Here is a 24697-nt window from a genome sequence, read left to right as displayed (position 1 = left end):
TGGTCCTTCCTATCATTCAGCCGGTTGATGTCCACGTGCCATGCGGCTTATCCCTCAACCGGTCATTTTCGAGAGTAGAGCACCCGTCGTCCTCGCTTGATCGTGCAGCGCCGAAACCGGTCGCCCGCGAAGTTTCAAGGCTGTGTTGGTCCCCCTGGCCCCTTCTGCAATGCCTCGGTGAGGTTATCGAGAAAACTCTCGGCGTCGATCCGACGGATGATCTCCGCATTCGCCGGACGATTCCATCTGCCGAGCCAGTCGGCCACGGTTTCACCGCGGGTGAGCGTACCAGTCAATTCGATGTCGACCGCAGCCTGCGTGGTTTCGGCCCACGGTACGGGCGTCGTGTCTCCCCTAGCCATGACTTCTCGCCTATCCGGCTCGACGGCGCGAATGGATTCGTCGCTGACTCGTAGTTCATCAGTCGCGATTGTCGTGAATGGATCACGGTCGTTGCCTGCTCGGCCCACTTTGCCGGTCGTCTCCGCTTGCCTGGCCCACTCGATCGCCGCCGCCAGCACGTACGGGTCGTGGATGTGCGCGAGGTAACCGTGGCCGTCCCATTCGTGAAACTCGAAGTAGAAGCGCAACGCGGCGGCCAATTGGTCGAGCCATGTGCTCCACTGCGGCGTCCGATTGGGCGAGAGGTCTCCCCTGCTACGGATCTTTGCCAACCGCTCCGGGGTCATCACCACTGCCTCGGTGGCTTCGATCGGCGCCATGACCGGCGCATATGGTGCGTCCCCGGCGATATACGCCTGACCGAACGCGGCGATCACGCGGGAGGCGGCTTCGGGGTCCCAGGTGACGTTCCACTCGGTGGTGGGACGAGTGTTGCCACGGTAATTGAACGCGCCGCCCATGATGAACAGCCGCCTGATCAGCTGCGGCAATCGGGGCTCGAGGTCGAGAGCAAGCGCGAGGTTGGTCGCGGGTCCGACGAGGACGCCGATCAGCTCGCCCGGATGAGCCCTGGCAGCTGCGGCCCAGGCGTGAGCCGCGTCCGTATCGCTCGGGGGAAGCCCTTCGAGAGGAAGCCGCGCGTATCCGGCACCGGTTTCGCCGTGGGTTTCCAAGGCGTAGTCGGCGTCCTGGGCGAGCGGACGATCCGCGCCGGGATGGACGCAGATGTCTGTTCGTCCAGCCAACTGCAGCCAGCCAAGAGCATTGCGAGTGGTCTGCTCCACCGGAGCGTTGCCACCGCTCGCCGCGATTCCCGCGATGTCGACATCATCTTGACACAGCAGATATCCCAACGCGATCGCATCGTCGATGCCCGGATCACAGTCGAGAAAGAGCGGAATCCGAGGCTGTGGCATCCCACAATTGTGTCACGACGGTGCGGGCCGAGAAGCGATGAGCCGGAGCGCGCTTCGCCCAGATCCTCGAAGCACTCATCGTCCCCGCCAAGGATCACTTGCCGCCGAGCAACATTCCCATTGCTGGGCCGAGGCCTGAGTCAGTTCTCCACGGGCAGCTGGCCGTGGTCCCAGCGCTGCCACGCGGTGGGAACCGACGGCATCGCGAGAAGGATGAGCACAACCAGGATGCCGACGTAAGGAATGAAGCTGATGAAGTACATCGCTCCCGACTTGTCCGTGTCGTGAAAACGTCGCCAGGTGAGCGCGAAGCTCGGCACGATGACCGCCACGCCCATCACGCAGCCGAGAATGAAGAGGAGCACAAAGCCGGCTCCGAGACCGGCGCTCGTGGAGCCGTATCCGTAGGGATCATAACCAGTCACCAGAGACGCGAATCCTCCGAACACCACGAAGAGGAAGACCCATAGCAGGTAGACCAACGCGAAGAACAGCTGTACCCACCAGTACTCCGAGCGGGAGGCCCGGCCGCTGAACACCGCGTAGTTCTTGAAGAACAGTTTGACCGCCTCGACGGGGCCGACCGAGGGACGCGGGCGCCCGGCGCCGGGGCTGGCGAACGAACCGTACGGGTTTGGCCCATAAGGATTCTCGCTGAAGCTGTCCTGATACGGCCCCGGCTGGGCGTAAGGGACCTGCGGCAGATATGGAGTCTGCTGTTGGTACGGGTCGGGCTGCTGGTACGGATGGGGCTGCTGCCCGTACGGCACCGGTGCCGCGGGCGGCTGGTCATACCGCGGCTGCTGAGCGTCCCACGGCGTCTGTTGGGATTGCCAGGACGATTGCTGCGGGTACGACGGCTGCTGCGAATATGGCTCGAAGCCTCGCGGTCCCGGATAGGACTCCCCCGTAGGCCACTGACCCCACTGCTGTCCATTGCCACGAGATTCCGGATCGGAAGAACTCGGCGACTGATCTGACATGCTCATTCCTTAAGCTTTCGGTCACGAAGCTGAGGCGGCGGCTGCGTAGCGTCCGGAACGAGCGGCCCGCTCGCGAGCCTTGGCAGCCTCTTCCTCACGGTTCTTCGGCGGCGCAGTGGTGACCAATTCGTCCAGCAGATGCTGAGTGGCGTGGGCGACGGCATCGACAGCATGGTCGAAGGCGTCCTGGTTTGCTTTGGACGGCTTGGTCGTGCCGGCGATCTTACGGACGTACTGCAGCGCGGCCGCACGCACCTCGTCCGAGGTCGCCGGAGGCTCGAAGTTATGCAGAGTATGGATGTTTCGGCACATGGCCCGACCCTACGTTTTTATCGGCTCACGGCAAAGCGTTTTGACGGCTTCCAGAGAACGATGTGATGCCGGAGCGGCCCCTATGCCGGTCGAAGCCGCCAATCTCGTTGGGCACCGGCCATAGCCTTGACATACAGATCCATGACGGCGCAATGCATCAAAGGAGAGCAGCAAGATGAGACCACTTCGATACTCCATCAACGTCACGCTCGACGGCTGCTGCCACCACGAGGCAGGACTTCCTCCGGACGAGGAGTCGATGCACTACTGGACCACCGAGATGGCACGATCCGATGCCCAGCTGTTCGGGCGCGTCACCTACGAGATGATGGAGTCGGCGTGGCGGTTGCCGGCCACGGGCGTGTGGCCGGACTGGATGGAGGAATGGGAGATCCCCTTCGCCGAAGCGATGGACAGCGCGAAGAAGTACGTCGTATCGAACACGCTGACCGAGGTCGACTGGAACGCCGAGTTGATACGCGGTGACTTGGAGCAAGCGGTTCGCCAGCTCAAACAGCAGCCCGGCAAGGGCCTGTCGGTAGGCGGAGTCACGCTCCCGTTGGCATTGGCAGACCTGGGACTGATCGACGAATATGAGTTCATCGTGCAACCGGTCATCGCCGGGTACGGGCCGACCCTGCTAGCCGGTTTGCGCGAACGCATCCAGCTCGAGCTCGTGAATCGCCAGGAGTTCGGATCCGGCGCGGTCGCGCTCCGATTCCGGCCTGCGTGGGTTCCAGAAAGAAGCGTGGACGAAGCAGTCCAACGATTGCACGCGCTTCGTGGCATCGGCCCGAGCTATGAGCAGATCATGGACGACATGTACGACGAAAGAGGCCTTCCACGATGATTACTGGCATGTACACCGATGTCCGGCAAGCACACACCCGCGGTTAATCTCCATGGAACACGACTACCTCTCCCCGCACTTCGGCAGTGCCGCGCTGCTGTTGATCGATGTGCAGCACGATTTCATCGATGGCGCCATGCCGGTGCCGGGCACCGCGGAGGTGCTCCCCCGGCTCGCTGAGCTGACGGCGGCGTTTCGGGCAGCACATCGCCCGATCGTCCATGTCATCCGTCTCTATCGGCCCGGCGGCTCGGACACCGATGCCGTGCGCAGGGCCACTGTCGAAGCCGGCGCAACGACGCGGTTTCGGCGTCGACGCCAGACCGGCTCGCAGACCTCGAACTGATCGGCGTCCGCCTGCTGGATACCGGCGCAATCTCCGCCACCCTCTCTGACGCGTGAAGAACTCAGGGTCACAGGCGTGACTTCTTCGGACGCCACGGCCCGACGTCACGGATACGATCAGGCCGCCCGCTGCGAACTTCCCCGCCGGCCGGACTGCCGGGAGAAGGCGATGACGCCCTGCGATGGCTGGGTTCCCTGCTGCGTCCGGCCTCGTCCGCTTCGGCTGGTTCCGGCTTGGCCGGTTGTGCCCCGGTTGCGTCCAGGACGACTCTGCGCGCTTCGCCCGATCTGACGTTGGCGCGAAGAATCGGCTCGGCGCGGCTTCGCTGCCTTGGACGCCACCGCTCTTGATGCCGTCGCTCTCGGGGCAGCCGAGCTTTGCGGCACGCGTCGGGAGGCCGCAGCAGGCGCCAATTCGGGTGCGATGGCTTCGGCGGCCGGGCCGCGCAGCTCGGCCAGCATCGGATCTCCCGGATGCACCGGTTTCGGCGTCGCGGAGATATGGGCGGCACGGGCCAGCGCTTGGAAATCTCGGCGTTGTTCGGGCAGCACGAGGGTGATCACTTCGCCGCTGTGACCGGCCCGGGCGGTTCGTCCGGAACGGTGCAGATACGACTTGTGTTCGGCCGGCGGATCGACGTGCACCACCAGTTCGATGTTGTCTATGTGGATGCCCCGGGCAGCGATGTCGGTGGCCACCATCACGCGCACCTCGCCACTGGCGAACGCCTTCAAACCTCGCTCACGGGCGTTCTGCGAGAGGTTGCCGTGCAGCTCGACGGCCGGTATCCCGGCGGCGGTGAGCTCGCGGGCCAGTCGGCGGGCCTGATGCTTGGTGCGGGTGAACAGCAGACGCTTGCCCGCGCCGGCCGCAAGTTCACGGATGATCTGCCGTTTCTCACCGGCATCGGCGACCAGCAGTGCATAGTGGCTCATCTCGCTGACCGGTGAGGATGCCGAATCGACGCTGTGGGTCAGTGGCCGGTGCAGAAAACGCTTGACGAGCTTGTCGATACCGCCGTCGAGGGTCGCCGAGAAGAGCATCCGCTGGCCGTCGGCGGGAGTCGCCGCCAGGATGCGGGTGACGCTCGGCAGAAATCCGAGATCGGCCATGTGATCGGCCTCATCGAGCACCGTGACCGCAACATCATCCAACCGCAGTTCGCCTTCTGACTTCAGGTCTTCCAGACGGCCCGGCGTGGCCACGACAATGTCGGCGCCTCGCCGCAGCTGCCGTACCTGCGGAGCCTTACTGACGCCTCCGACCACGGTCATCACGCGCAGCTTGGCTGCGTCCGCGAGCGGCTGAATGGTGGCGACGATCTGGCTGGCCAACTCACGTGTCGGAGCGAGCACTAGTCCGCGCGGTGCTCCGGGCGAGCTGTGCCGGGTGATCCGGTTGCCGGACGAGGTCAGCCCTGCCAGCCGGGAGACCAACGGAATCGAGAACGCCAGGGTCTTCCCCGAACCGGTTCGGCCGCGTCCGAGAACGTCACGGCCGCCCAATGTGTCCGGCAATGTGGCGGTCTGTATCGGGAAAGGGGTGCTGGCGCCCTGCTGCTTGAGGGGGTCGATCAGCTTTGCATCCACACCCAGGGCCGCGAAGGACTCAGGTGCGCAATCAGATTGAGACAAAAAGAACTGCTTCCAAGAAACGATGAATCACCACGGTCCAAGTCGGCTCGCGTCTTCGCCGGTCAGGCCGGCGGCGCGGTGCACGAAAGTGGTGCGATGCCGGACGCGATGTCCGCGTCCTGGTATCCAGTGTGTCATGCTGGCGAAGCCCGAGCACAATCGAGCTTGCCCGAATTGCCGAAGACAAGGAAGGTAGCTAGAGCAAAACGGCGAGCACAAACGATTGACCAGCCAGCATGAACACTCGCAGAGGCGAGGGAGATGGACGCTTGCGTCCATCTCTGAGCGGATCGAGTTTGTTGAGAACGCAGCGGGAAACAGAACGCACTCGTGCGCCCGATCCAGGAAGCCACACGCAGCGACGATTCTTGGAGCTCCGAGCACGAGTATCCCACTGGTCGCTCTGCTTGATGCCAGAGATAGGGTGAACCTGCATTCAGGTCTGTCCTGGAACATCGGCAGCGGATTCATTCACAACTGTCCCATGCGATGACAGGTCGGCTCATGTGAATCGCAGCCCGCAGGGTCGTCGAGCGTCCAAGACGCGGCCAATGCGCTCAGGCCGGGACGCACAGTAGGTGGGATGAGACATGCTTCAACTGTCGAATATTCGCAAGTCGTACACGACTGCCGATTTCACCCAGACAGCTCTTGATGATGTCTCTTTGACCCTGCGCGATAACGAATTCGTTGCCGTTCTCGGACCCTCGGGGTCGGGAAAGACGACGATGCTCAATATCATCGGCGGGCTGGATCATTACGATTCCGGCGATCTGGTCATCGACGGTATATCGACCAAGAAATACAAGGACCGAGACTGGGACACCTACCGCAATAACCGGGTCGGTTTCGTTTTTCAGAGCTATAACCTGATTCCCCATCAGACGATTTTGGCCAATGTCGAACTCGCCCTGACCCTTTCCGGGGTCTCGCCCGCCGAGCGCAAGGAGCGCGCGAAGCAGGCGCTCGTCGAGGTCGGCCTGGGTGACCACATCAACAAGAAGCCGAGCCAGCTGTCCGGTGGCCAGATGCAGCGCGTAGCCATCGCTCGCGCCCTCATCAACGATCCCGAGATCGTACTCGCCGACGAGCCGACCGGAGCGCTCGACTCCAAGACCAGCGTCCAGATCATGGATCTTCTGACCACGATCGCGGATGACCGGCTGGTCGTCATGGTCACCCACAATCCCGAGCTCGCCGACCAATACGCCAATCGCGTCGTCAACCTTCGTGACGGCGCCGTCGTCGATGACTCGAACCCGTTCAACCCGTCCGAAGAAGACATGCACCTCAGCGCGAAACAACCGCGCCGTACATCTATGTCTTTCTTGACGGCCATCGCTTTGTCGTTCAACAATTTGATGACCAAAAAAGGCCGGACGCTGATGACCTCGTTCGCGGGAAGCATCGGCATCATCGGCATCGCCGCGATTCTCGCACTGGCAACGGGCGTCAACGATTACATCCGCAGTATTGAGGAAGACACCCTGTCGGTCTATCCGCTCTCGATTCAAAGCCAGGGCATGGATATGACCGCCATGATGGCGATGTCTGCCAATATGGACGACAGTTCTGACGACCAGTCATCGAACGGCGAGGTTCGCGAAATCCCGGTGATCGCCGATTCCTTCGCAAGCATCGGATCGAACGATTTGGCGTCGTTGAAAGAATATCTCGACGACAACGGCGGAAATATCAATGACTACGTGAACTCGATTCAGTACTCGTACAACGTCACGCCACAGATTTTCAATCCGGATACCTCGCAAGATGTGCGGCAGGTGAATCCGGACAAGACGTTCTCCGACCTGGGGCTGGGCGCCGATGCGTCCGCCAACAGTTTGGTGTCGATGGGCATGAGCACCAATGTCTTCAACGAGATGATGGACGACACTTCGCTCATCGAACCGCAATACGACTTGATGGCCGGCCAGTGGCCGCAAAGCTACGATCAGGTGCTTCTGGTGCTCGGTGACGACGGCGCCATCAACGACTTCACCCTCTACGGCATGGGCCTGAAGGACTCTGCCGAGATGGACAAGATGGTCGAGCAGATGATCAATAACGAAGAGATCACTCCTCCCGAACCTGACAACAGGGATTACAGCTATGACGACCTCATGGCCGCGCAATTCAAGTTGGTAAACGCCGCGAATTACTTCACCTATGACCAGACCTACAACGTCTGGACGGATAAGAGCGGCGATACCGATTTTCTGCGGGGACTGGTGAATGATGGTGAGGATCTGCATGTTTCGGGCATCGTTCAGCCCAAGGCCGGCACCACGGCCAATGCTCTTACTCCCGGCCTCTACTACACCTCGGATCTGACCAGGCATCTGATCAATGACGCCGCAAAGACCGAGATCGTCCAAAAGCAGATCGCGGATCCGGCACTGAATATCTTCTCCGGACGCACCTTCGCCGATGAGCTGGCCAATCCGGAAACCGACTTCGATATGAGTTCGCTCGTCACGGTAGACGAGAACGCGCTGGCTGCGGCCTTCACCTTCGACGAGTCGAAGCTCACCATGGACCTGTCGGGTTTGAGCCTGGATCTGTCGGGGCTGAATCTGGATACCTCGGGGCTGAATATCGATCTATCGAATATGCAGATCGATGCGTCCCAGATACCTCCGCTCGATGTGGAGACGATCGTCAGTCAAATGGATTTTGATTTGAGCGACGAACAATTGGCCACGGTGGCCCCAAAAATGGAGGCCTTGGTCGACGGTCTCGGCGAATATTGTGTAGAGACGGAGGGTTGCACCCCTGTTCCGCCAACCAACATACCGGCAACTGATATCTCGCAGCATTTCCAGGATTTTCTTGCCACGCCGACCGGTACAGACCTCGCGCACGATCTCGGCGAGGCCCTCAACCTCGACGACTACGCAACTCAACTCGAATCCATCATGTCGAGCTACATGCAAAACACCATGACCCAGATCATGGGCCAGGTCGGCGAGCAGCTGGGTGGCGAATTGCAGGCCCAAATGGCGAGCGTCATGCAGGATCAGATCGGGCCGGCGATCGAGGCCCAGGTCGGCATGGCGATGCAGCAGGCCATGAGTCAGCTCGCAGCCAATATGTCCGATGCGATGAGCGTCGATCAGGACGCATTCACGAATGCGTTTCAGTTCAATCTCGATCAGGACGAGCTGACTCAGCTCATGACATCGATGATGTCGACGAGTCAGAACTCCTATGACGGAAACCTGCAGAAGCTCGGATACGCCGACTTCGGCAAGCCCGCGGGCATCGACATCTATCCGATCGACTTCGAGAACAAGGCCCATGTGCTCGACGTGTTGGACGATTACAACCAGCAGATGACCGACAGCGGCCAGGACGAAAAAGTCATCACCTACACCGACATCGTCGGAACCTTGATGAGTTCGGTCACCGACATCGTCAATGTGGTCACCTGGGTGCTGATCGCATTCGTGGCGATCTCGCTCGTCGTGTCGTCCATCATGATCGGCGTCATCACCTACATCTCGGTGCTGGAACGCAACAAGGAGATCGGCATCCTGAGATCGATCGGCGCCAGCAAACGTGACATCCGCTGGGTCTTCAATGCGGAGACCCTGATCGTCGGGTTCGTGGCCGGCGCTATCGGCATCGGGGTCACAGTGCTGCTGACGATCCCGGTGAACCTGATCGTCGAATCGAAATTCGGCATCGCCAACGTCGCCCAACTGCCTTGGCAGGCCGGCGTGATCCTGGTGGCCATCAGCATGTTTCTGACCTTCATCGCCGGTCTCATCCCCTCCTCGGCCGCCTCCCGAAAGGATCCGGTGGAGGCGCTGCGCAGCGAGTGATCAGGGGCCTGATAGCTCCCCGGCGCGCTCGGGATAGGCTGATTTCGCGTAAGCCGAGGAAGAAGGAACACCATGTCTGCAGCCGATGACAGCACGCCGATCACCAGCCTCGAATACCCTCCCGCCACGACCAAAGAGGATTTCGCCGCACATCTGCGGGCGGTACGGGAGAAGATCGCGGCCGCCGCCGAACGGGCCGGACGCGACCCCGGTGAGGTGCGGCTGTTGCCGGTCAGCAAGACCGTCCCCGAGGAGAGGATCCGCAACGCTGTCGCTGCGGGATGCCACCAGTTGGGCGAGAACAAGGTCCAGGAGGCCAAGCGCAAGTCCGAGAATCTGGCCGACCTCGATATCGCCTGGTCCGTCATCGGGCATTTGCAGACCAACAAGGCGAAAGACGTCGCAGTGTTTGCGTCCGAATTTCAGGCGCTCGACAGTCTGCATGTGGCCGAGGCGCTTGACCGCCGGTTGCAGGCCGCCGGACGCTCGCTCGACGTGCTCGTCCAGGTGAATACCTCCCACGAGGAGCAGAAATACGGGCTGGCTCCCTCAGATGTGCCCGCCTTCTTGAAGCAGCTCCCTGCTTTCGAGACGCTGCATGTCAAGGGGTTCATGACCCTCGCCTTGTTCACCGAGGACACAGGCAAGGTGCGGGCATGTTTCAAGGTGTTGCGCGGCCTGCGAGACCAGCTGCGGGACACCGATCCAGACTTGATCGGGCCGGGCGAGTTATCGATGGGCATGTCGGGTGACTACGAGGTCGCCATCGAAGAAGGCTCGACCTGTGTGCGCGTGGGCCAGGCGATCTTCGGAGCCCGCAATCTGCCCGACAGCTATTACTGGCCCGCCGATCGTCCTGCCGGAGAGGCATAATCCCTCACGGCGCGATTATTGGGTACGGTTTTGCAGACTATACGTGTAAAAGCGAACCCAATAACACGCCCACGCGCTCATTCTTGGATGAGGCACCTCGCGAGCGATGTAAGAAGCAGGCGCATCAATCACCCGCACGGGCTCGCCACCTTCGTCACGCCACGACCGATAGGATCATGCCACCTGCGAAAAGAAAGCACCCATGATCGACTTCCTGGCGTCCAACCCCCTCGTCACCATCATGGGGGTTCTGGCCCTCGGCGCCCTGTTCGGGCAGATCAAGTTCGGCCCGCTGCGATTCGGCGCGGCCGGGGCACTCTTCGTCGGTCTGATCGTCGGCATGCTCGATCCCAGGCTCAGCCAGGGCATGGATCTGGTCAAGGCACTCGGTGTCGTGCTGTTCTGCTACGCGGTCGGGCTTGCCGCCGGTTCGACCTTCATCACCGATCTGAAACGCCAGTGGGCGCTGATGGTCGCCGGCATCGTCGGGCTGGCCGCGATGGCAGGGGCCGGGATAGGTATCGGCCACCTCGCCGGGCTCAGTTCGTCCCATATCTCTGGCTTGTTCGCCGGCGTGCTCACCTCACCCGCCATTGACGCCGCGTTGAAAGCCACCGGCGGATCGGCGGACACCCTGGTCGGCTACGCGGTCGCCTACCCCACCGGCGTCATCGTCGCCATGATCATCGTTGCCCTGGTCGCAACCAAGCGCTGGCCGGGCAACCGTGACAACGTGTCGATGGCCGAAGCGGGCATCACCGCCACCAGCACCCATGTCACCCACGACACCGAGATCACCGATATCCCCGGCTGGCCCGACAAGATCCGGATGAGCTACCTGCGCAGGCACGGCCAGATGCGGTTGATGACCCGCTCCGACCCGCTCAACGAAGGCGACATCGTGCTGGTCGTCGGCATGCCCGACGATGTGAAGGCCGCCGTCGACTATCTCGGATACGCCAGTTCGGCCACCCTGACCGAGAACCGCCGAGACGTCGACTACCGCAGATTCGTGGTCTCCAACCCCGGGCTTTCCGGACGCACAGTTGGCGAGATCAACGTCCGCCACCATCTCGACGGCATCATCACCAGAGTGCGCCGCGGAGACCTCGACATGCTCGCCACCGACGGCCTGGTGATTCAGCCCGGCGACCGGGTGCTGTGCGTGGTGCCCAGAGGCCGCCTCGCGGACGCACAGGACTTCTTCGGTGACTCCGAGGCCCGCATCTCTCAGGTGGACGCCCTCACCCTGGGACTGGGGATCGCGCTGGGTCTGCTGGCCGGAGCGATCGCAATTCCGCTGCCGGGCGGCATCACCTTTCAGCTGGGCACCGCTGCCGGCCCGTTGATCGTCGGCATGGTACTGGGCGCCTTGCACCGCACCGGACCGTTCCGCTGGGATCTGCCGCACAACATCAATGCGCTGCTCCGTCAGGTCGGGCTGATGATCTTCCTGGCCTGTGTCGGGCTGGCCACCGGGCCGGCGTTTATCTCCCAGGCGTTCTCTATGACCGGGCTGAAGCTGGTGGTGCTGTCGGCGGTAAGCCTGACTCTGGGCGGCGTGATTCTGCTGGTCGGAGCCCGGTTGATCGGGCTTTCGGCGCAGCGCGCCATCGGTGGCTTCGCAGGTTTCGTCGGCCAGCCCGCGGTGCAGGGATATGCCAACTCACTGGTCAACGACGAGCGCATCGATTCGGCCTACGGCGCACTATTCGCCCTCGGAACCGTGGTGAAGATCCTGCTGGTGCAGGTGATCGCGCTGTCTTAGCCGGAATGCCGGACAGCCGATAGCCGTTGTGCTGGGCATGGCAACACGTATCGGCATTACAGGTTCAACCGGTCACATCGGCGGGCAGGTCGCCCGGGCTCTCGCAGCGAAGGGAGTGCCGCAAAGGCTGATCGTCCGCGACCCCGGACGCGCACCCCAGCTTCCGAACGCCGAGGTGGTTCGCGCTTCATACGACGACCGGGACGCGCTGCTTGCCGCCTTGGACGGGCTCGACCTGGTCTTCATGGTTTCCGCGTCCGAATCAGCCACCCGGCTGGACGACCACAAGACGTTCGTCCAAGCTGCAGCGGACGCAGGCGTCAAACACCTCGTCTACACCTCCTTTGCGGCGGCCGACCCGAACGCGACCTTCACCTTGGCTCGCGATCACTACGCCACCGAGCAGGCGATCAAGGGTTCGGGCATGGCCTTCACCTTGCTGCGTGACAACTTCTACGGCGACGCGGTACTCGATTTCGCCGACGATACCGGCACCATTGTCGGACCGGCCGCCGATGGACGCTGCGCCTTCGTGATGCGCAGCGATGTCGCCGAGGCGGCCGCGACCATCCTGCTGAATCCGGACGATCACCTCAACGCGACCTACACCCTCACCGGACCGGAGTCGCTGAACTTCGATGAGGCCGCCGCGGCGGCGAGCAAGGCGACCGGACGCCGGTTCCGCTTCGTCAACCAAACCGTCGATCAGGCCTACGAAACCCGACGCAGGGACTGGCCGGGCTACGCGGACTGGCAGTACGACGCCTGGGTGAGCACCTATACGGCGGTTGCGTCCGGCGTGTTCGACGAAGTCACCGACGATCTTCCCGCACTGCTGGGCAGGCCCGCGACCTCTCTGCAAGACGGCATTGCCGCCCTCGATGCGGCAGGGCACTGAGCTCAGATTCACCGGCGTCCACCCGTGGCATTCCTCGCGGAGTGGGCACATTCCTCACAGAGTGGGCCGGGCGCCTCACCGGAATCAACGATGCGCTTGGCCCTGGCTCGCGTGGCATTTCCCATCGGGTGGATCCGGGCTGGGCTTGTCCAGCCCGCCCGGACTGTGAGCCTGCCGGTCGCTGAAACCCGATGGCTATGCAGGTCTGACACAATAGCCAGGTGGCTATTCGCGTTTCTCAGCTGAGAGAAGACATTCGCAAGCGCGGTGTGGTGAACTCGATCCGCCAGCCGATCGCGTATGCGGTGGGCAATGCGGCCGCTCTCGCGTCCAGGGCAAGTGGACGCGGCAGCGGGGCGTCCATCAAGGGTGCGCTGATGATGCGCATCTACCCCGGTTACTTCCGTGAACTGCTCGCTGACAAGCGGATCGGCGTGGTCTCCGGCACCAACGGCAAGACCACCACCACTCACCTGCTGACGGCCGCGATGCGCGAGTCGATGTCCGATCCGCGTGATGTGGTGACCAATCCCGACGGCGCGAACCTGCGCGAAGGTGTGGTCTCCGCGCTGTCCACGCGTCCACACGCACCGATCGCCATCCTCGAGGTGGACGAACAAGTCGTGCCCGACGTGATCGAATACGGTCACCCCGAGACGCTGATCATGCTGAACTTCAGCCGCGACCAGCTCGACCGCCATCATGAAATCAACGCGCTGGGCAAGAAGTGGCGCACCGCCCTCACCGCGGCCGGCGAACAAGGTCCCACGGTGATCGCCAACGCCAAGGATCCGCTGGTCACATGGTCGGCAGAAGCCGCCCACAAGGTGATCTGGGTCGATATGGGCACCGGCTGGACCCAGGACGCCGCATTGTGCCCGCAATGCGGCACGATCTTGGAATACGACCCCGAGGGGCACTGGAATTGCCCCGGATGCCCGCTCGGCGAGCATCAGCCCGACTATCGCACCGAACCCAATCAGGTGATCACCGCCGACGGCGACTCCTGGCCTCTCGACCTGCAGGTGCCCGGCAGGTTCAATCAGGGCAACGCGGTATGCGCGCTGGCCGCGGCCGCCGAGATGGGAGTCTACGAACCGGTTGCGCTGCGCGGCATGCGGCAGGTGCAGGCACCGGCGGGACGTTTCGCGATCGGAACCTACGGCGACACCTTGGCCCGGCTGGTGCTGGCCAAGAATCCGGCCGGTTGGGCCGAATCGTTGCTGGTGATGGAATCCGATCCGGTGATTCTCGCGGTCGACTCTGCTATTGCCGACGGCACCGACGTTAGCTGGATGTGGGATGTCGAATACGAGAAGCTGCGCGGCAGAAGGGTTATCGCGACCGGGCCGAGGGCGATGGATCTGGCCGTCCGGCTGAGCTATGCCGAGGTCGAGCACGAGGTGATCCCCGACTTCGCCGAAGCGCTCAAGGGACCATTCACCGGCACCGTCGACGTGCTGAGCACCTATTCGGCGTTCTTACGGCTGTGTCATATGGGAGGGGTGGAGCTGAAATGACCCACAAGATCGTCGTCGTCTACCAGTCGCTGCTCGGCATCTACGGTGACCGCGGCAATGCGATGGTGCTCACCAAGAGGCTCACCTGGCGTGGTATCGATGCCGAACTGGTCATGGTGGAGCCGGGCGACCCGGTGCCTGCCGATGGCCTGATCTATCTGCTCGGCGGTGGCGAGGACTGGGCGCAGATCGCTGCGGTGAAGGCTCTCGAGGCCGACCAAGGGCTGCACAAGGGCCTGGACGCGGGTGGCCTGTTGTTCGCGGTGTGCGCCGGCTATCAGCTGTGCGGGCATTCGTTCACGGTCGGCGACAACGAGGAGGTTTTCCCGGGGCTGGGGCTGTTAGACGTGGAGACCCGCCGTGGCGATGTTCGTGCGGTCGGTGAGATTCTGACCAGGTGGACGAAGCCCGACGGCTCGTCCAGCTACCTCACCGGTTTCGAGAACCACGGTGGTTTCACCACGCTGGGTTCGGACGCCACACCGTTTGCGAAGGTCGAAGTGGGCATCGGCAACGGCACCGACGGCTTCGACGGAGCGACACAGGGCAATGTGGTCGCGACCTATCCGCACGGCCCGATTCTGCCGCGCAACCCCGAGCTGGCGGACTACCTGCTCGAGAGGGCCCTGGGGCAAGCCCTGGATCCGCTGCTCCGTGACGAGGTGAATGCCGAGCACAAGCAGTTGCGCGCCGAACGCCTGCACATCGTCCGGACGACCAAGAATCGCGCAGAGCAGACCCGTTGAGCTACGAGGCGGCCGGCATCAGAACCGTGGTCTCTTCGGAGCCGACCTCGTGGCTGCCTTCGGGATGCTCCTCGCGGGCCCGGGCGGCGCGCTCACGTAGCCGGCGCTGCGCGAGCAGACCCCACGGGCTGCGGATGCGCGGCCCGATCGGCCCGGCGGGCAGCGTGCGTCCGAGCTGGGATGAGCGCCAGGAGTCGCGGATGGCCGAGTAGGCGGCCAGGTCGATATCCGCGATGACCTGGTCGATGGCCGACAGCAGACTGCCGCCGCGCACCCACAGTTCGGATTGGGATGGATCGTCCAGCATGACCGATGACAGGTCGTTTCGGGCGATGCGGAGCTTTGCCAGTCTGGCAGTCAGCTCGGTCTCGGCCGCCACAACCCCGCCGGAGACCTCCGCCTCGATCAACGACTCGTAGGCCTCGATAGCCTCCCCCACGGCTCCGAGAACCACCGCGATCTGCAACCGGACGTCATCGCCGTAGCCATCGTCCGGCAGCGTGCCGGATCCGGCGGCCGGTCTCATGATCGCCAACGCCTGCCGAGTCGACAACGTGGTCCGTTCCAAGGTGTCGAGCCCACCACGCAGCAACGGCACGACATCGGCTTCGAACATCTGGCGGGTGTTCAGATGCTGCAGGTCGGCCGCGTCGTCCAACACCAAATCGGCCTGAGCCACCAAAGGCGTGATCGAGCGCACCGAGTCAAGCCACTGGTCGGCGGCCTGGGCGTCCATCGGGTTGATGGTCAGATAGCGGGCGGCATCGCGGTAGACCGAGCGCAGCCGCAATGCGACGCGCTGCAGATCGCGAGTCAGATCCGTGGTTTGCACCCGCCGCGGCAGCACCAGCGGCAGCGTGATCCCGACGAAAGTGCCGATCATGGTCGTCAGAAAACGCGTCTGTGCGGCCACCTCGAAACCGGAGGATCCGAGAATCAGCATGGCACTGATCGCTGCTTCTGCGCCGCCGTCGCCGAGCTGCAAGATACGTGCAATCAGCAGGGCTGCGAGGACGACCATCGCGAGCGACCACCAGTGCAGACCGACAAAGGTGGCGACGACCAAGGCGACCAGGATCCCTGACACCACGGCGCCCACGCGCACCAGACCGGCGCGAAAGGAGCCCCTCAACGATGCCTGCGTCACCAGCAATGCGGTCAGCGCCCCGGTCAAATCAACCGGCGGCGGCAAGAGCTTCACGGTGAGCAAATAGCCGAGAACCGTGGCCAGGGTCAGCCGGGCGACGTCTTTCACCGTGCCTGTCACCGAGCGTCGCCAAGCCGCCCGGGTGCTGGGCAGCCCGGGCCAGATCTTGCGCAATTTGCCGCGCACAAAGGCAATGGTCTCGTTGGTCATCGGCGTCGAGAGTAACAACCGATTCTTGGAAATCCCGATGAGCCTCGGCAACCCGATTGCCGCGTGAGGCACTGAGGACCCTTCGAAAGAATGATCGCTGCGTGTCGCCCTCATTCTTCGTCAAGCCCTAAGCTTCTTTCTATACGCCTCCCAAGGAAAGCACGATGACGATCAGCAAGGCCGATTCGGTTACTGTCGCCGATGTGGCGCGAGCAGCACATGTTTCGAAATCAACCGCGGCGCGAGTCCTGAGTGATCGCGGATCGGCGAGCCCAGCCGCCCGCAAAAAAGTTTTGGACGCAGCCGCGCGGCTCGGCTATTACCCCAATGCATTGGCCAGGGCAATGTCCGAAGGCCGGTCGAAGATGATCGGCGTGGTCATTCCCGATATCTCCATTCCGTTTTTCTCGGCCGTGGTCCGCGGACTCACCGATCGAATGCGTGCTGTCGGGCTCGAAGTCATCATTATCAATACCGACAACAACGCCACGGTCGAAGCCCATTCCTTGGAATTGCTGGCCACAAAACGAGTCGATGGATTGGTGCTTGCCCCGGTCATTCCCGAAGGCTCGGATATCGCACGGACGCTCGCCCAGCGCGGCCTGCCGATCGTACTGCTTGACCGCCGCGGGCCCGGCCTGGACGACCTTCCCCTGGTCGCTCTCGACCACGAGGATGCCGCCTATGCGGCTACCAAGCATCTCCTCGACCTCGGTCATAGGCGCATCGCTGTGGCAACCCAGGTGCCGGAGAATGCGACCCGGTTGCTGGACCCGCCCGATCCAGCTGCGCGTCCATCGGCATTGCGCTTGCGGGGCTATCTGTCGGCTTTGCAGGAGGCGGGCATCGCAGCCGACACGGATCTGGTCATCAACGCGCCCTATGACCATGTGGCGGCGGCTGACGCGGTCGCCGAGCGGCTCGCCGGCCTTGACGCGACTGCCTTGTTCGCCACAGACTCGGTGGTCACACATGGCAGCTACCAAGCGCTGCAACGCCTCAAGATCGTGATTCCCGATGAGCTGTCCTTCATCGGTTTCGACGATCAGGATTGGACGACGCTGGTGACCCCGCGGATCACCGTGTTGACCCAGCCCATGCATGACATGGGCCGGGCGGCCGCCGATCTGCTGAACCAACGGATCGCGAACCCCAATGAGGCTCAGCAAGATGTCTTGCTGCATGGAGAAGTGCTGACTCGCCAGAGCACGACAGCACTCGAGCGGTGACGAGAATCACCTGGTCAGCGGCCATTTTCCGGAAGCACCGGTTGAGATCCGGGTCCCGGCCATTGTGGACGATCGCCTGCGTCCCGCCACAGCGTTATCGGCTGCTCCGGGCTACGCAGCGACGGCTGTACCCATTCGGCGAGGATCGGCGCAGGAGCGCATGAGTCCGGTGGCCGGGTCGATGGTGATGCCGTCGAAGTTGCCCGTCATCGAATTCCAGGGACCGATGTCGTGGAACCACAACCGGTTCTTGCCTGCCCACTTGCGCACCTCATCAAGCACACCAGCGGCGTAGCCCGATTCCACGGTGGTCCCGGGCACCCAGCCGCGGGCCGGGTCATGTGGGCGGGCACCGAAGCGCGGTTCCGCGACCGTCTGCTCGATGCTCATGCCGAAGTCCATCAGGTTGACGAGATTTTGCAGCACGCATGCCACCAACGACACCGACGGCGACCCTGACACGATCACCGGCCTGCCGCCTCTCAGCACCATGGTGGGCGCCAGATAGATCGTCGCGCGCTCCCCCGGTTGCGGCATCACCCGCTGGAAGAATGATCCGCCACCGGCGAGCTGGAAGCCTTCGGCGTAGAGGCCGTTCACCCACGGCGAGGCCATATGCGAATGCGTCAGGGTTGCGACATTGTGCTGCGCATCGATAACGGAGATATGAATCGTCCCGGGGCTCGGCGGCGTATTCGAGATCGGATGCGCGAGAGTGTCGAGCAATTCGAAACGCTGGCGTCCATATTCTTTCGAAAGCAGGACATCGGTGATCCGCCTGCTTTCGCGGAATCGCCTCTCACGCGGAGGAGCGTAATAGACGGCATTATGGGCTGCTATCAAAGCGGACAATGTCTTCGGCGATTGGCTTGCCGGGCCGAGAGACGACAAATCGAGGTTCTCCAGAATATTCAGGGCTTCGACGATCTGCATTCCACCGTCATCGGGCGGCGCCGAACCGATAACCTCAAAGTCCCGATACGTGCCCTGCACGGGATCGGCCCATTCCGGACGATAGGCATCGAAATCGGCTTGAGTGATCACCCCACCGTCCGACTGGTTCTCCTTGCAGAAAGCCTGGGCGAAATCTCCGAGATAATAGTCCATTCCCTCGTCGCGCAGCCGCTCCAGCGTGCGCGCCACACGCTCTTGGACGAGAGGTTCGCCCGGTGAGATGAGCGACCCATCGCGGAAGAACATCTCGCGAGACTGTGGATTGCGTCCGAGATTCTCCCGGGCCGTGTACATCGACCCGAACAGGTAGGGCGAAACGATGAACCCTTCGCGGGCCACATCGATCGCCGTTGCCAGCAGGCGAGCGATCGGCACCGACCCGAAACGCTCCTGGGCCGCCACGAAGGCCGGCCACCAGCCGGGAACAGGAACTCCGCGCGCGCGAGAAAGGTCCGCACCACCGAAATCGGGAAGCTCCGCCAAGGGGGCGTTTACATTGCCGGACAGATAGGAGGCCTGGCCGCTCGCCGCCTCCCGGTACACCAACGAGATTCCGCCGGTGAGTGAGGTCATGTGTGGTTCGGTGACCAATTGAGTGGCGGCAACCGTGAGGATCGCGTCCAGGGCGTTGCCTCCCTCGCGGAGCACCGCTGCACCCGCATTCGCGGCAATCGGTTCGGAGCTGACGACCATTCCGCCGGTTCCGGTCACCACCTCCTTGAGACCGTAGCGTCCTGGCGTTGCGTACTCCGCCTTCATGACTGATCCTCTCCTTTCGTTCTCCGCTACTCCCGCATCCCGGCCCGCCCCGGCTGGGATTCAGACAGCCGCGCGGCGCCGCCGCTGGGTCACCGGATCCGGTACCGGGATGGCGCCGAGCAATGTCCTGGTGTACTCATTCTCCGGGTTGTGAATGACCTGGTCGGTCGGCCCGGTCTCGACGACGTGGCCGTCCTTCATCACCATGACGCGATCCGAGATGGTCGAGACCACATAGAGGTCGTGACTGATGAAGATGCAGGCGAAATGCTGCTCGGCCTGCAGCCTGGCCAGCAACTCCAAAACCCGTACCTGAACGGTGACGTCGAGGGCCGAGGTCGGTTCGTCCGCCAAGAGGATCTCCGGGCGATGCGAGATCGCCCGGGCGATGGCCACGCGTTGCCGCTGCCCACCGGAAAGCTCATGGCGCCGCCGGTCGATCCACGCCGGATCGAGGTCGACGTCTGTGAGCAACTCGGCCGCGCGTTTGCGAAGCTCGCGGGCGTCCTTCATCTTTCCGCTGCGCCACAGCGGCTCGGTCAGAATCCGCCACAACGGAAGGCTCGGGTCGAGCGAGGATGTCGGATCCTGGAAGACCATTCCCAGATGGGACAGCGCGTTTCGCCTGCTGCGTCCCTTGAGACCGATCATGTTCGCATCGGCGAGAGAGACCACACCAGCGGTCGTGGGCGTCAGCCCGAGAATCGACCGCGCGATCGTCGACTTGCCCGATCCCGATTCCCCGACGATGCCGAGAGTCTCACCGGGCCGCACGAAAAGATCCGCCTCCGCCACGGCCGCGTTCCGGACGCCGACAGTCTTGCGGCGACGCCGGCTGATCTTGTACTCGACGGTGAGGCCGGAGACTTCGAGTGCCGGCGCGGCAACCGAATCGATGACAGCGCCTTCCCGAGCGGAATCTCCGGCAGCTCGTTTCGCTGCTCCTGGAACCTCGGAGCCCTCCGCGGTCGCGGTTCTCGCCCCGTGCAAGGCCCGCGCCGCCGAGAGCAGCGACCTGGTGTAGTCATCGGCCGGATCGGCGAAGATCGAAAAGACGTCGCCGCTCTCCATGACGTTGCCGTTACGCATGACCACGACGTAATCGGCGATGTCCGCCACCACCCCCATGTCGTGAGTCACGAAGATCATCGACATCTTCTCGTGCTCCACAAGCTCACGGAACATTGCGAGCACATTGCGCTGGGTGGTGACATCCAGTGCCGTGGTGGGCTCGTCGGCGATGAGCAGCTTGGGTTTCCACGCCACGGCGCCTGCAGCCATGATCCGTTGGCGCTGGCCACCGGAGATCTGATGTGGATAGCGATCGAGCAGGTCGTTGAAGCCACCCAGGCCGACAAGTTCCAGCAGTTCCTGCGGAGACCGCTTGGCTCCTGCCGAACCCGAGGTCGCATGCGAGCGGATCGCTTCCGAAAGGAAATCTCCCACGGTGTGCAGCGGATTCAGCGCGGTCATCGGCTCCTGGTAGACACAGGCGATTTCGGGCCCGCGAAAATGCTGCATCCCTTTCTCCGAAACGCCGACCAACTCCGTGCCGTCGAAATTGATCGAGCCGGAGCACTCCACTCCCGGAGGCAGCAGGTGCGGAATCGACATGGCCGTCATCGACTTGCCGGCGCCGGACTCTCCCACCAGGGCAACGACCTTGCCTCGGGGAACCGAGAACGACGCCTGGTGCACGATCTCCGTGCCGGGAACCCCGATCGTAAGGTTCTTGACCTCGAGAAGAACATCGTTCGGCGCACTCATGCGCTCACCCCCTGTGCCACCTGGAAGCTGGCGCGCTGTCTGGACGCGCCCCTGTGTTTGCGTTCCGCGCCGCGGGGATCAAGGAGATCCCGCACCCAGTCGGCGACGTACCCGAAGGCCACCAGCAATAGCACCAGGACAGCGCTGGGAATAAGCAACTGTCCCGGCGCCTGCATGAAGTACTGCTGGCCGGTCGAGATCATCAGACCAAGAGAAGGAGCCGGCGGCACGATGCCCAGGCCCAGGAAGCTGAGTCCTGATTCGAGGCCAACTGCAAACGCCAGGGTCAAGAATCCCTGCGCCAACACCAGTGGGCCGACTCCTCGCAGCAGTGGCCCGGAGATCAGCTGCCAGCGGGTTCCGCCGAACAATTCGGCGGACTCCACGTACAGCGCCTTCCTCAGCGAGAGGACCTCACCGTAAACCAGGCGAGCGAAGCCCGGAATGAAGACGACGCCGCAGATGGCGACCACGGTGGCGTTGCCGGCGCCATAAAGAGAGACGATCAGCATGGCCAATACCAGGTTCGGGAAGGCCAGGATGATCTCGACAACGCGCATGACCACCATGTCGGTGGCTCCCCGGAAGTACGCCGCGAGAATACCGAGAAGAGTCCCGATCACGGCCGATATAAGCGTCCCCAGCCCGCAGACGATGAGCTCGGTGCGAAGACCGTAGATGAGCCGGACGAAGCTGTCCCGCCCGAGGTTATCGGTGCCCAAGATATGGCCGGGCGTCCCCACCGGAGCGAAAGCACTCGCGATGTCCTGCGCGAGGGGATCTTCTTGAGTGAGCAAGGGATAGACGAAGATGAAGATGATCAGCGCGAAGACGACGAAGCTCGTGATGAACAGCCCCGGGTTCGAACGCCTCCACATAGACCGGAAAACTTTACCCATTGTTCAGCCCTCCACTCGGGGATCCAGGAGCCGGTACAGCATGTCGACGATCAGGTTCGCCACCACGAAGACCACCGAGAACACGATGACAATGCCCTGCACCAGCGGATAGTCGCGACTGTTGATTGCGTTGAGCAAGGTGCTGCCGATCCCCGGCCAGTTGAACACCTGCTCGATCAGCACGGTCGCGCCGAGCAACGCACCGATCTGTAGCCCGGAGACCGTGATCACCGGATTCGCTGCGTTACGGAAAACATGCCTGCGAAACACGCGGGCCGGGGATAACCCCATGCCGCGCGCGGTACGAACCCAATCCTCACGCCTGACGGTCAGAATCGAGGTTCTGGTTACCCGCCCGAGCATTGCCAAGAAGCCGAAGGACAACGCCAGGCTCGGCAAGAAGGCGTGATAAAGGAAAGGTCCGACCCCCTCGGAGATAGGGGTGAACCCCAGCGACGGGAACCAGCCCAGCCGGGTTCCGAGATAGATGGACAAGAAGATTGCGATGACGAATCCGGGGGTGGACACCGCGATCGACAAGAGGCCGGAGATGATGCGGTCGAGCACGCTGCCGGGCCAGTTGCCGGCGATCATACCGAGCCCGATGCCTACCACCGCGCCGATGATGACGGCCAGTATGACCAGCACCACGGTGTTGCCCAGCGGGGCGGCGATGATGTCGGTCACCGGCGCCGAGTATTTGATCGAATTGCCCAGGTCACCGGTGACCAGCCTGCCGAGATAGGTCACGTACTGCTCCAACACCGGTTTGTCGAGCCCCAACTCCTTCTCGAGGGCCTCGACGGCCGCCGGATTGACATCGCCGCCTCCTGCGCCACCCTGCAGGATGATCGCTGCAGGACCACCCGGCACGGCATGCAGCGCCAAGAAGACGGCCGTCACAGCGCCCCAGATCGTGACGATGCCAAGCCCGAGGCGAGCAAGTATGTATTTCATGGTCGTGACCCTTCCGATGAGTAATCGGCGCCAAATGAGTCAGGTCACCGCCCGGCGCGCCATCCAGCGACGCCGAGCGGTGACCGGGCCGGGTTATCCGGCGATGCTGGCGTTCGAGAGGCTGTATACCGACGAGTAGACAATCGGTCCGGAAAGCATCTCGAATCCCTGGACGTCGTCGGAGTAGGCGAACCCGACAGTGCCCTGACCCCAGGTCACGAAGGGAACGTCTTCGAGGTAGATTTCGCCGATCTGGTTGTAGATGTCCACGCGCTCGGGGCCGTCGGGAGTCTTGGCTCCCTGCGCGAGCAGGTCTGCATACAGGCTCTCATCGATACCGTAGGAACGCACGAACGTCGGGCCGCCGAGGAAGGCACCGGACAACGACGACGGGTCGTTGATGGCGGCCGGCGGGCCACCGACCAACATGTCGTAATTGCCGCTGTTGCCGTTGGCAATCAGATTTGCATAGTCGCCGGTGACCAGGTTGACGGTGATGCCGATTTCGGCGAGGTTGCTCTGAATGACCTGGGCACGCTCGGTGAACCCGAAGTACTGCGACGTGGTGAGCAGATCGAGGCTGAAGCCGCCATCGGGGTATCCGGCCTCGGAGAGCAGGTCCTTTGCCTTATCGGTATCCCGATCGAAGTGGTGAGCCTGCTCCTCGTTGAAGTACTCGCTATCGCTGGGCACCGGCAATCCGCCGAAGGCAGTGCCGTAGCCGAGCGTGCCGACCTGATTGAGCGAATCGAGATCGAGAGCATAGGCGATCGCCTGACGCACCTGAGGCTCCGCGAGCGGCCCATCAGTCAAGTTGAACTGCAAGGTGCCGTAAAGCCCGGGTGCCCGCGCCAGCGTGACGCCATCCGAGCTTTCCAGCGACTCGTAGTCGGAAGCCGACACGTAGTCGATGAACTGCACCTGGCCGTCCAGCAGAGCCTTCACGCGGGTCTGCGCGTCCGCCATGAAGGTGACGTCGATGCCATCGAGCTGCACCGAGTCGGCGTCGTAGTAATTCGGGTTGGCCTCAAGGGTGAACGAAACTCCCTTGTTGTATTCGGTGATCATGAACGGGCCGGAGCCGATCGGCACACCGTTAGCGTCCACGTCTTCTTCTGGGACGATCGCCGACAACGGCCCGGCCAACACCTTGGGAAGCGACGTCTGCGGATCGGTCAGGTTCAGCACCACGGTCGAGTCGTCCGGGGTGTCGATGGAGGCGATGTTCGCAAACGAAGTCTGATCGGCGGCGCCATTGTTCTCGTCAGCCAAGTACTCGAATGTCCTCTTGACATCTGCCGAAGTCAGCGGATCGTCGTTGGAGAACTTCAGGTCGGGGCGAAGCGTGAAGGTGTAGGTCAGCCCGTCGTCCGAAACCTCATATTCGGACGCCAAAGCCGGCGCGACCTCACCCGTGCCGTCGTACATCAGCAGGCCGCGACGCACCAGGGTCAGCATCTCCTTGTTCGCCGACCCCTGGTCGACACCGGTCTTGAAACCCGAAGGCTCCGCGGACAGACCGTACGTCAAAACCTGCCCTTCGGCGCCCCCACTACTGCCGGTGCCGGTGTCGGTTGCACAACCGGCGAGCCCGGTCGTCAAAACTACGGCAGCCGCGGCCGCAAGCGCGGCGTAGCGCTTGGCCCTGCCGGGCGAGAAACGAGCCCTCTGCGGGCTTCGTGCAATTGGTTTCCTCATGCCG

19 protein-coding genes are annotated in these 24697 nt (G+C 62.9%); 9 read left to right on the top strand and 10 right to left on the bottom strand.

Features of this window, described 5'->3' with window-relative positions; all coding sequences use genetic code 11:
* Nucleotides 1–134 precede the first annotated feature (134 nt).
* From QQ658_RS03265 to QQ658_RS03255, 3 genes are all read right to left on the bottom strand, one after another.
* On the bottom strand, nt 135–1319 hold the full coding sequence (locus QQ658_RS03265; protein WP_286026250.1) for a nucleoside hydrolase: 1185 nt from the start codon (nt 1317–1319) through the stop codon (nt 135–137).
* A gap of 140 nt (nt 1320–1459) precedes the next feature.
* Nucleotides 1460–2302: a DUF805 domain-containing protein gene (locus QQ658_RS03260; protein ID WP_286026249.1), complete on the bottom strand. Its 843-nt coding sequence runs from the start codon at nt 2300–2302 to the stop codon at nt 1460–1462.
* A gap of 21 nt (nt 2303–2323) precedes the next feature.
* Nucleotides 2324–2614 carry a DUF2277 domain-containing protein gene (locus QQ658_RS03255; RefSeq protein WP_286026248.1) on the bottom strand — a complete coding sequence of 97 codons (291 nt, stop codon included), beginning with the start codon at nt 2612–2614 and terminating at the stop codon, nt 2324–2326.
* A 175-nt stretch (nt 2615–2789) separates the two neighbouring features.
* On the opposite strand from QQ658_RS03255, the gene QQ658_RS03250 reads away from it, so the two are divergent.
* Both QQ658_RS03250 and QQ658_RS03245 read left to right on the top strand, forming a co-directional pair.
* A complete protein-coding gene (locus QQ658_RS03250) occupies nt 2790–3464 on the top strand; it encodes a dihydrofolate reductase family protein (RefSeq protein WP_286026247.1) in 675 nt (224 codons plus the stop codon).
* Nucleotides 3465–3516: 52 nt separating this feature from the next.
* Complete coding sequence (locus tag QQ658_RS03245) at nt 3517–3810, top strand: cysteine hydrolase family protein (RefSeq protein ID WP_286026246.1); 294 nt, start codon at nt 3517–3519, stop codon at nt 3808–3810.
* Nucleotides 3811–3926: 116 nt separating this feature from the next.
* Here QQ658_RS03245 and QQ658_RS03240 read toward each other — a convergent pair whose 3' ends face one another.
* Nucleotides 3927–5444, bottom strand: coding sequence for a DEAD/DEAH box helicase (locus QQ658_RS03240; protein ID WP_286026245.1), 1518 nt, complete (start codon nt 5442–5444; stop codon nt 3927–3929).
* A gap of 590 nt (nt 5445–6034) precedes the next feature.
* On the opposite strand from QQ658_RS03240, the gene QQ658_RS03235 reads away from it, so the two are divergent.
* From QQ658_RS03235 to QQ658_RS03210, 6 genes are all read left to right on the top strand, one after another.
* Nucleotides 6035–9268, top strand: coding sequence for an ABC transporter ATP-binding protein/permease (locus QQ658_RS03235; protein ID WP_286026244.1), 3234 nt, complete (start codon nt 6035–6037; stop codon nt 9266–9268).
* A gap of 72 nt (nt 9269–9340) precedes the next feature.
* A complete protein-coding gene (locus tag QQ658_RS03230) occupies nt 9341–10141 on the top strand; it encodes a YggS family pyridoxal phosphate-dependent enzyme (protein WP_286026243.1) in 801 nt (266 codons plus the stop codon).
* 202 nt (nt 10142–10343) lie between these two features.
* Nucleotides 10344–11909: an aspartate:alanine exchanger family transporter gene (locus QQ658_RS03225; protein WP_286026242.1), complete on the top strand. Its 1566-nt coding sequence runs from the start codon at nt 10344–10346 to the stop codon at nt 11907–11909.
* Between the two features lie 37 nt (nt 11910–11946).
* The gene (locus QQ658_RS03220; protein WP_286026241.1) at nt 11947–12807 is read left to right on the top strand and encodes an SDR family oxidoreductase; all 861 of its coding nucleotides are present in this window, start codon (nt 11947–11949) and stop codon (nt 12805–12807) included.
* 221 nt (nt 12808–13028) lie between these two features.
* Nucleotides 13029–14327 (top strand): DUF1727 domain-containing protein, encoded by a 1299-nt coding sequence (locus tag QQ658_RS03215; RefSeq protein ID WP_286026240.1) that lies wholly within the window; start codon nt 13029–13031, stop codon nt 14325–14327.
* Nucleotides 14324–15073 carry a type 1 glutamine amidotransferase gene (locus tag QQ658_RS03210; RefSeq protein ID WP_286026239.1) on the top strand — a complete coding sequence of 250 codons (750 nt, stop codon included), beginning with the start codon at nt 14324–14326 and terminating at the stop codon, nt 15071–15073. Before QQ658_RS03215 ends, QQ658_RS03210 begins: the two co-directional genes overlap by 4 nt.
* 1 nt (nt 15074) lies before the next feature.
* Here QQ658_RS03210 and QQ658_RS03205 read toward each other — a convergent pair whose 3' ends face one another.
* On the bottom strand, nt 15075–16430 hold the full coding sequence (locus QQ658_RS03205; protein ID WP_286026238.1) for an FUSC family protein: 1356 nt from the start codon (nt 16428–16430) through the stop codon (nt 15075–15077).
* Nucleotides 16431–16594: 164 nt separating this feature from the next.
* Between QQ658_RS03205 and QQ658_RS03200 the strand changes: the two genes are divergently transcribed.
* Entirely contained in the window at nt 16595–17659 is a 1065-nt protein-coding gene (locus QQ658_RS03200) for a LacI family DNA-binding transcriptional regulator (RefSeq protein WP_286026237.1), read from the top strand.
* Between the two features lie 111 nt (nt 17660–17770).
* Here QQ658_RS03200 and QQ658_RS03195 read toward each other — a convergent pair whose 3' ends face one another.
* From QQ658_RS03195 to QQ658_RS03175, 5 genes are all read right to left on the bottom strand, one after another.
* Nucleotides 17771–19372 (bottom strand): gamma-glutamyltransferase, encoded by a 1602-nt coding sequence (locus tag QQ658_RS03195; RefSeq protein ID WP_286026236.1) that lies wholly within the window; start codon nt 19370–19372, stop codon nt 17771–17773.
* A 60-nt stretch (nt 19373–19432) separates the two neighbouring features.
* Complete coding sequence (locus QQ658_RS03190) at nt 19433–21139, bottom strand: ATP-binding cassette domain-containing protein (protein WP_286026235.1); 1707 nt, start codon at nt 21137–21139, stop codon at nt 19433–19435.
* Complete coding sequence (locus QQ658_RS03185; RefSeq protein ID WP_286026234.1) at nt 21136–22017, bottom strand: ABC transporter permease; 882 nt, start codon at nt 22015–22017, stop codon at nt 21136–21138. Before QQ658_RS03185 ends, QQ658_RS03190 begins: the two co-directional genes overlap by 4 nt.
* A gap of 24 nt (nt 22018–22041) precedes the next feature.
* A complete protein-coding gene (locus QQ658_RS03180; RefSeq protein ID WP_286026233.1) occupies nt 22042–22995 on the bottom strand; it encodes an ABC transporter permease in 954 nt (317 codons plus the stop codon).
* A 93-nt stretch (nt 22996–23088) separates the two neighbouring features.
* Nucleotides 23089–24693: an ABC transporter substrate-binding protein gene (locus QQ658_RS03175; protein WP_286026232.1), complete on the bottom strand. Its 1605-nt coding sequence runs from the start codon at nt 24691–24693 to the stop codon at nt 23089–23091.
* Nucleotides 24694–24697: the final 4 nt, after the last annotated feature.

The organism is Propionimicrobium sp. PCR01-08-3 (assembly GCF_030286045.1).
Taxonomy (GTDB): domain Bacteria; phylum Actinomycetota; class Actinomycetes; order Propionibacteriales; family Propionibacteriaceae; genus Brooklawnia.
Note: the sequence above shows the minus strand (reverse complement) of the source record. Positions and strands in the feature narration are given on the sequence as shown.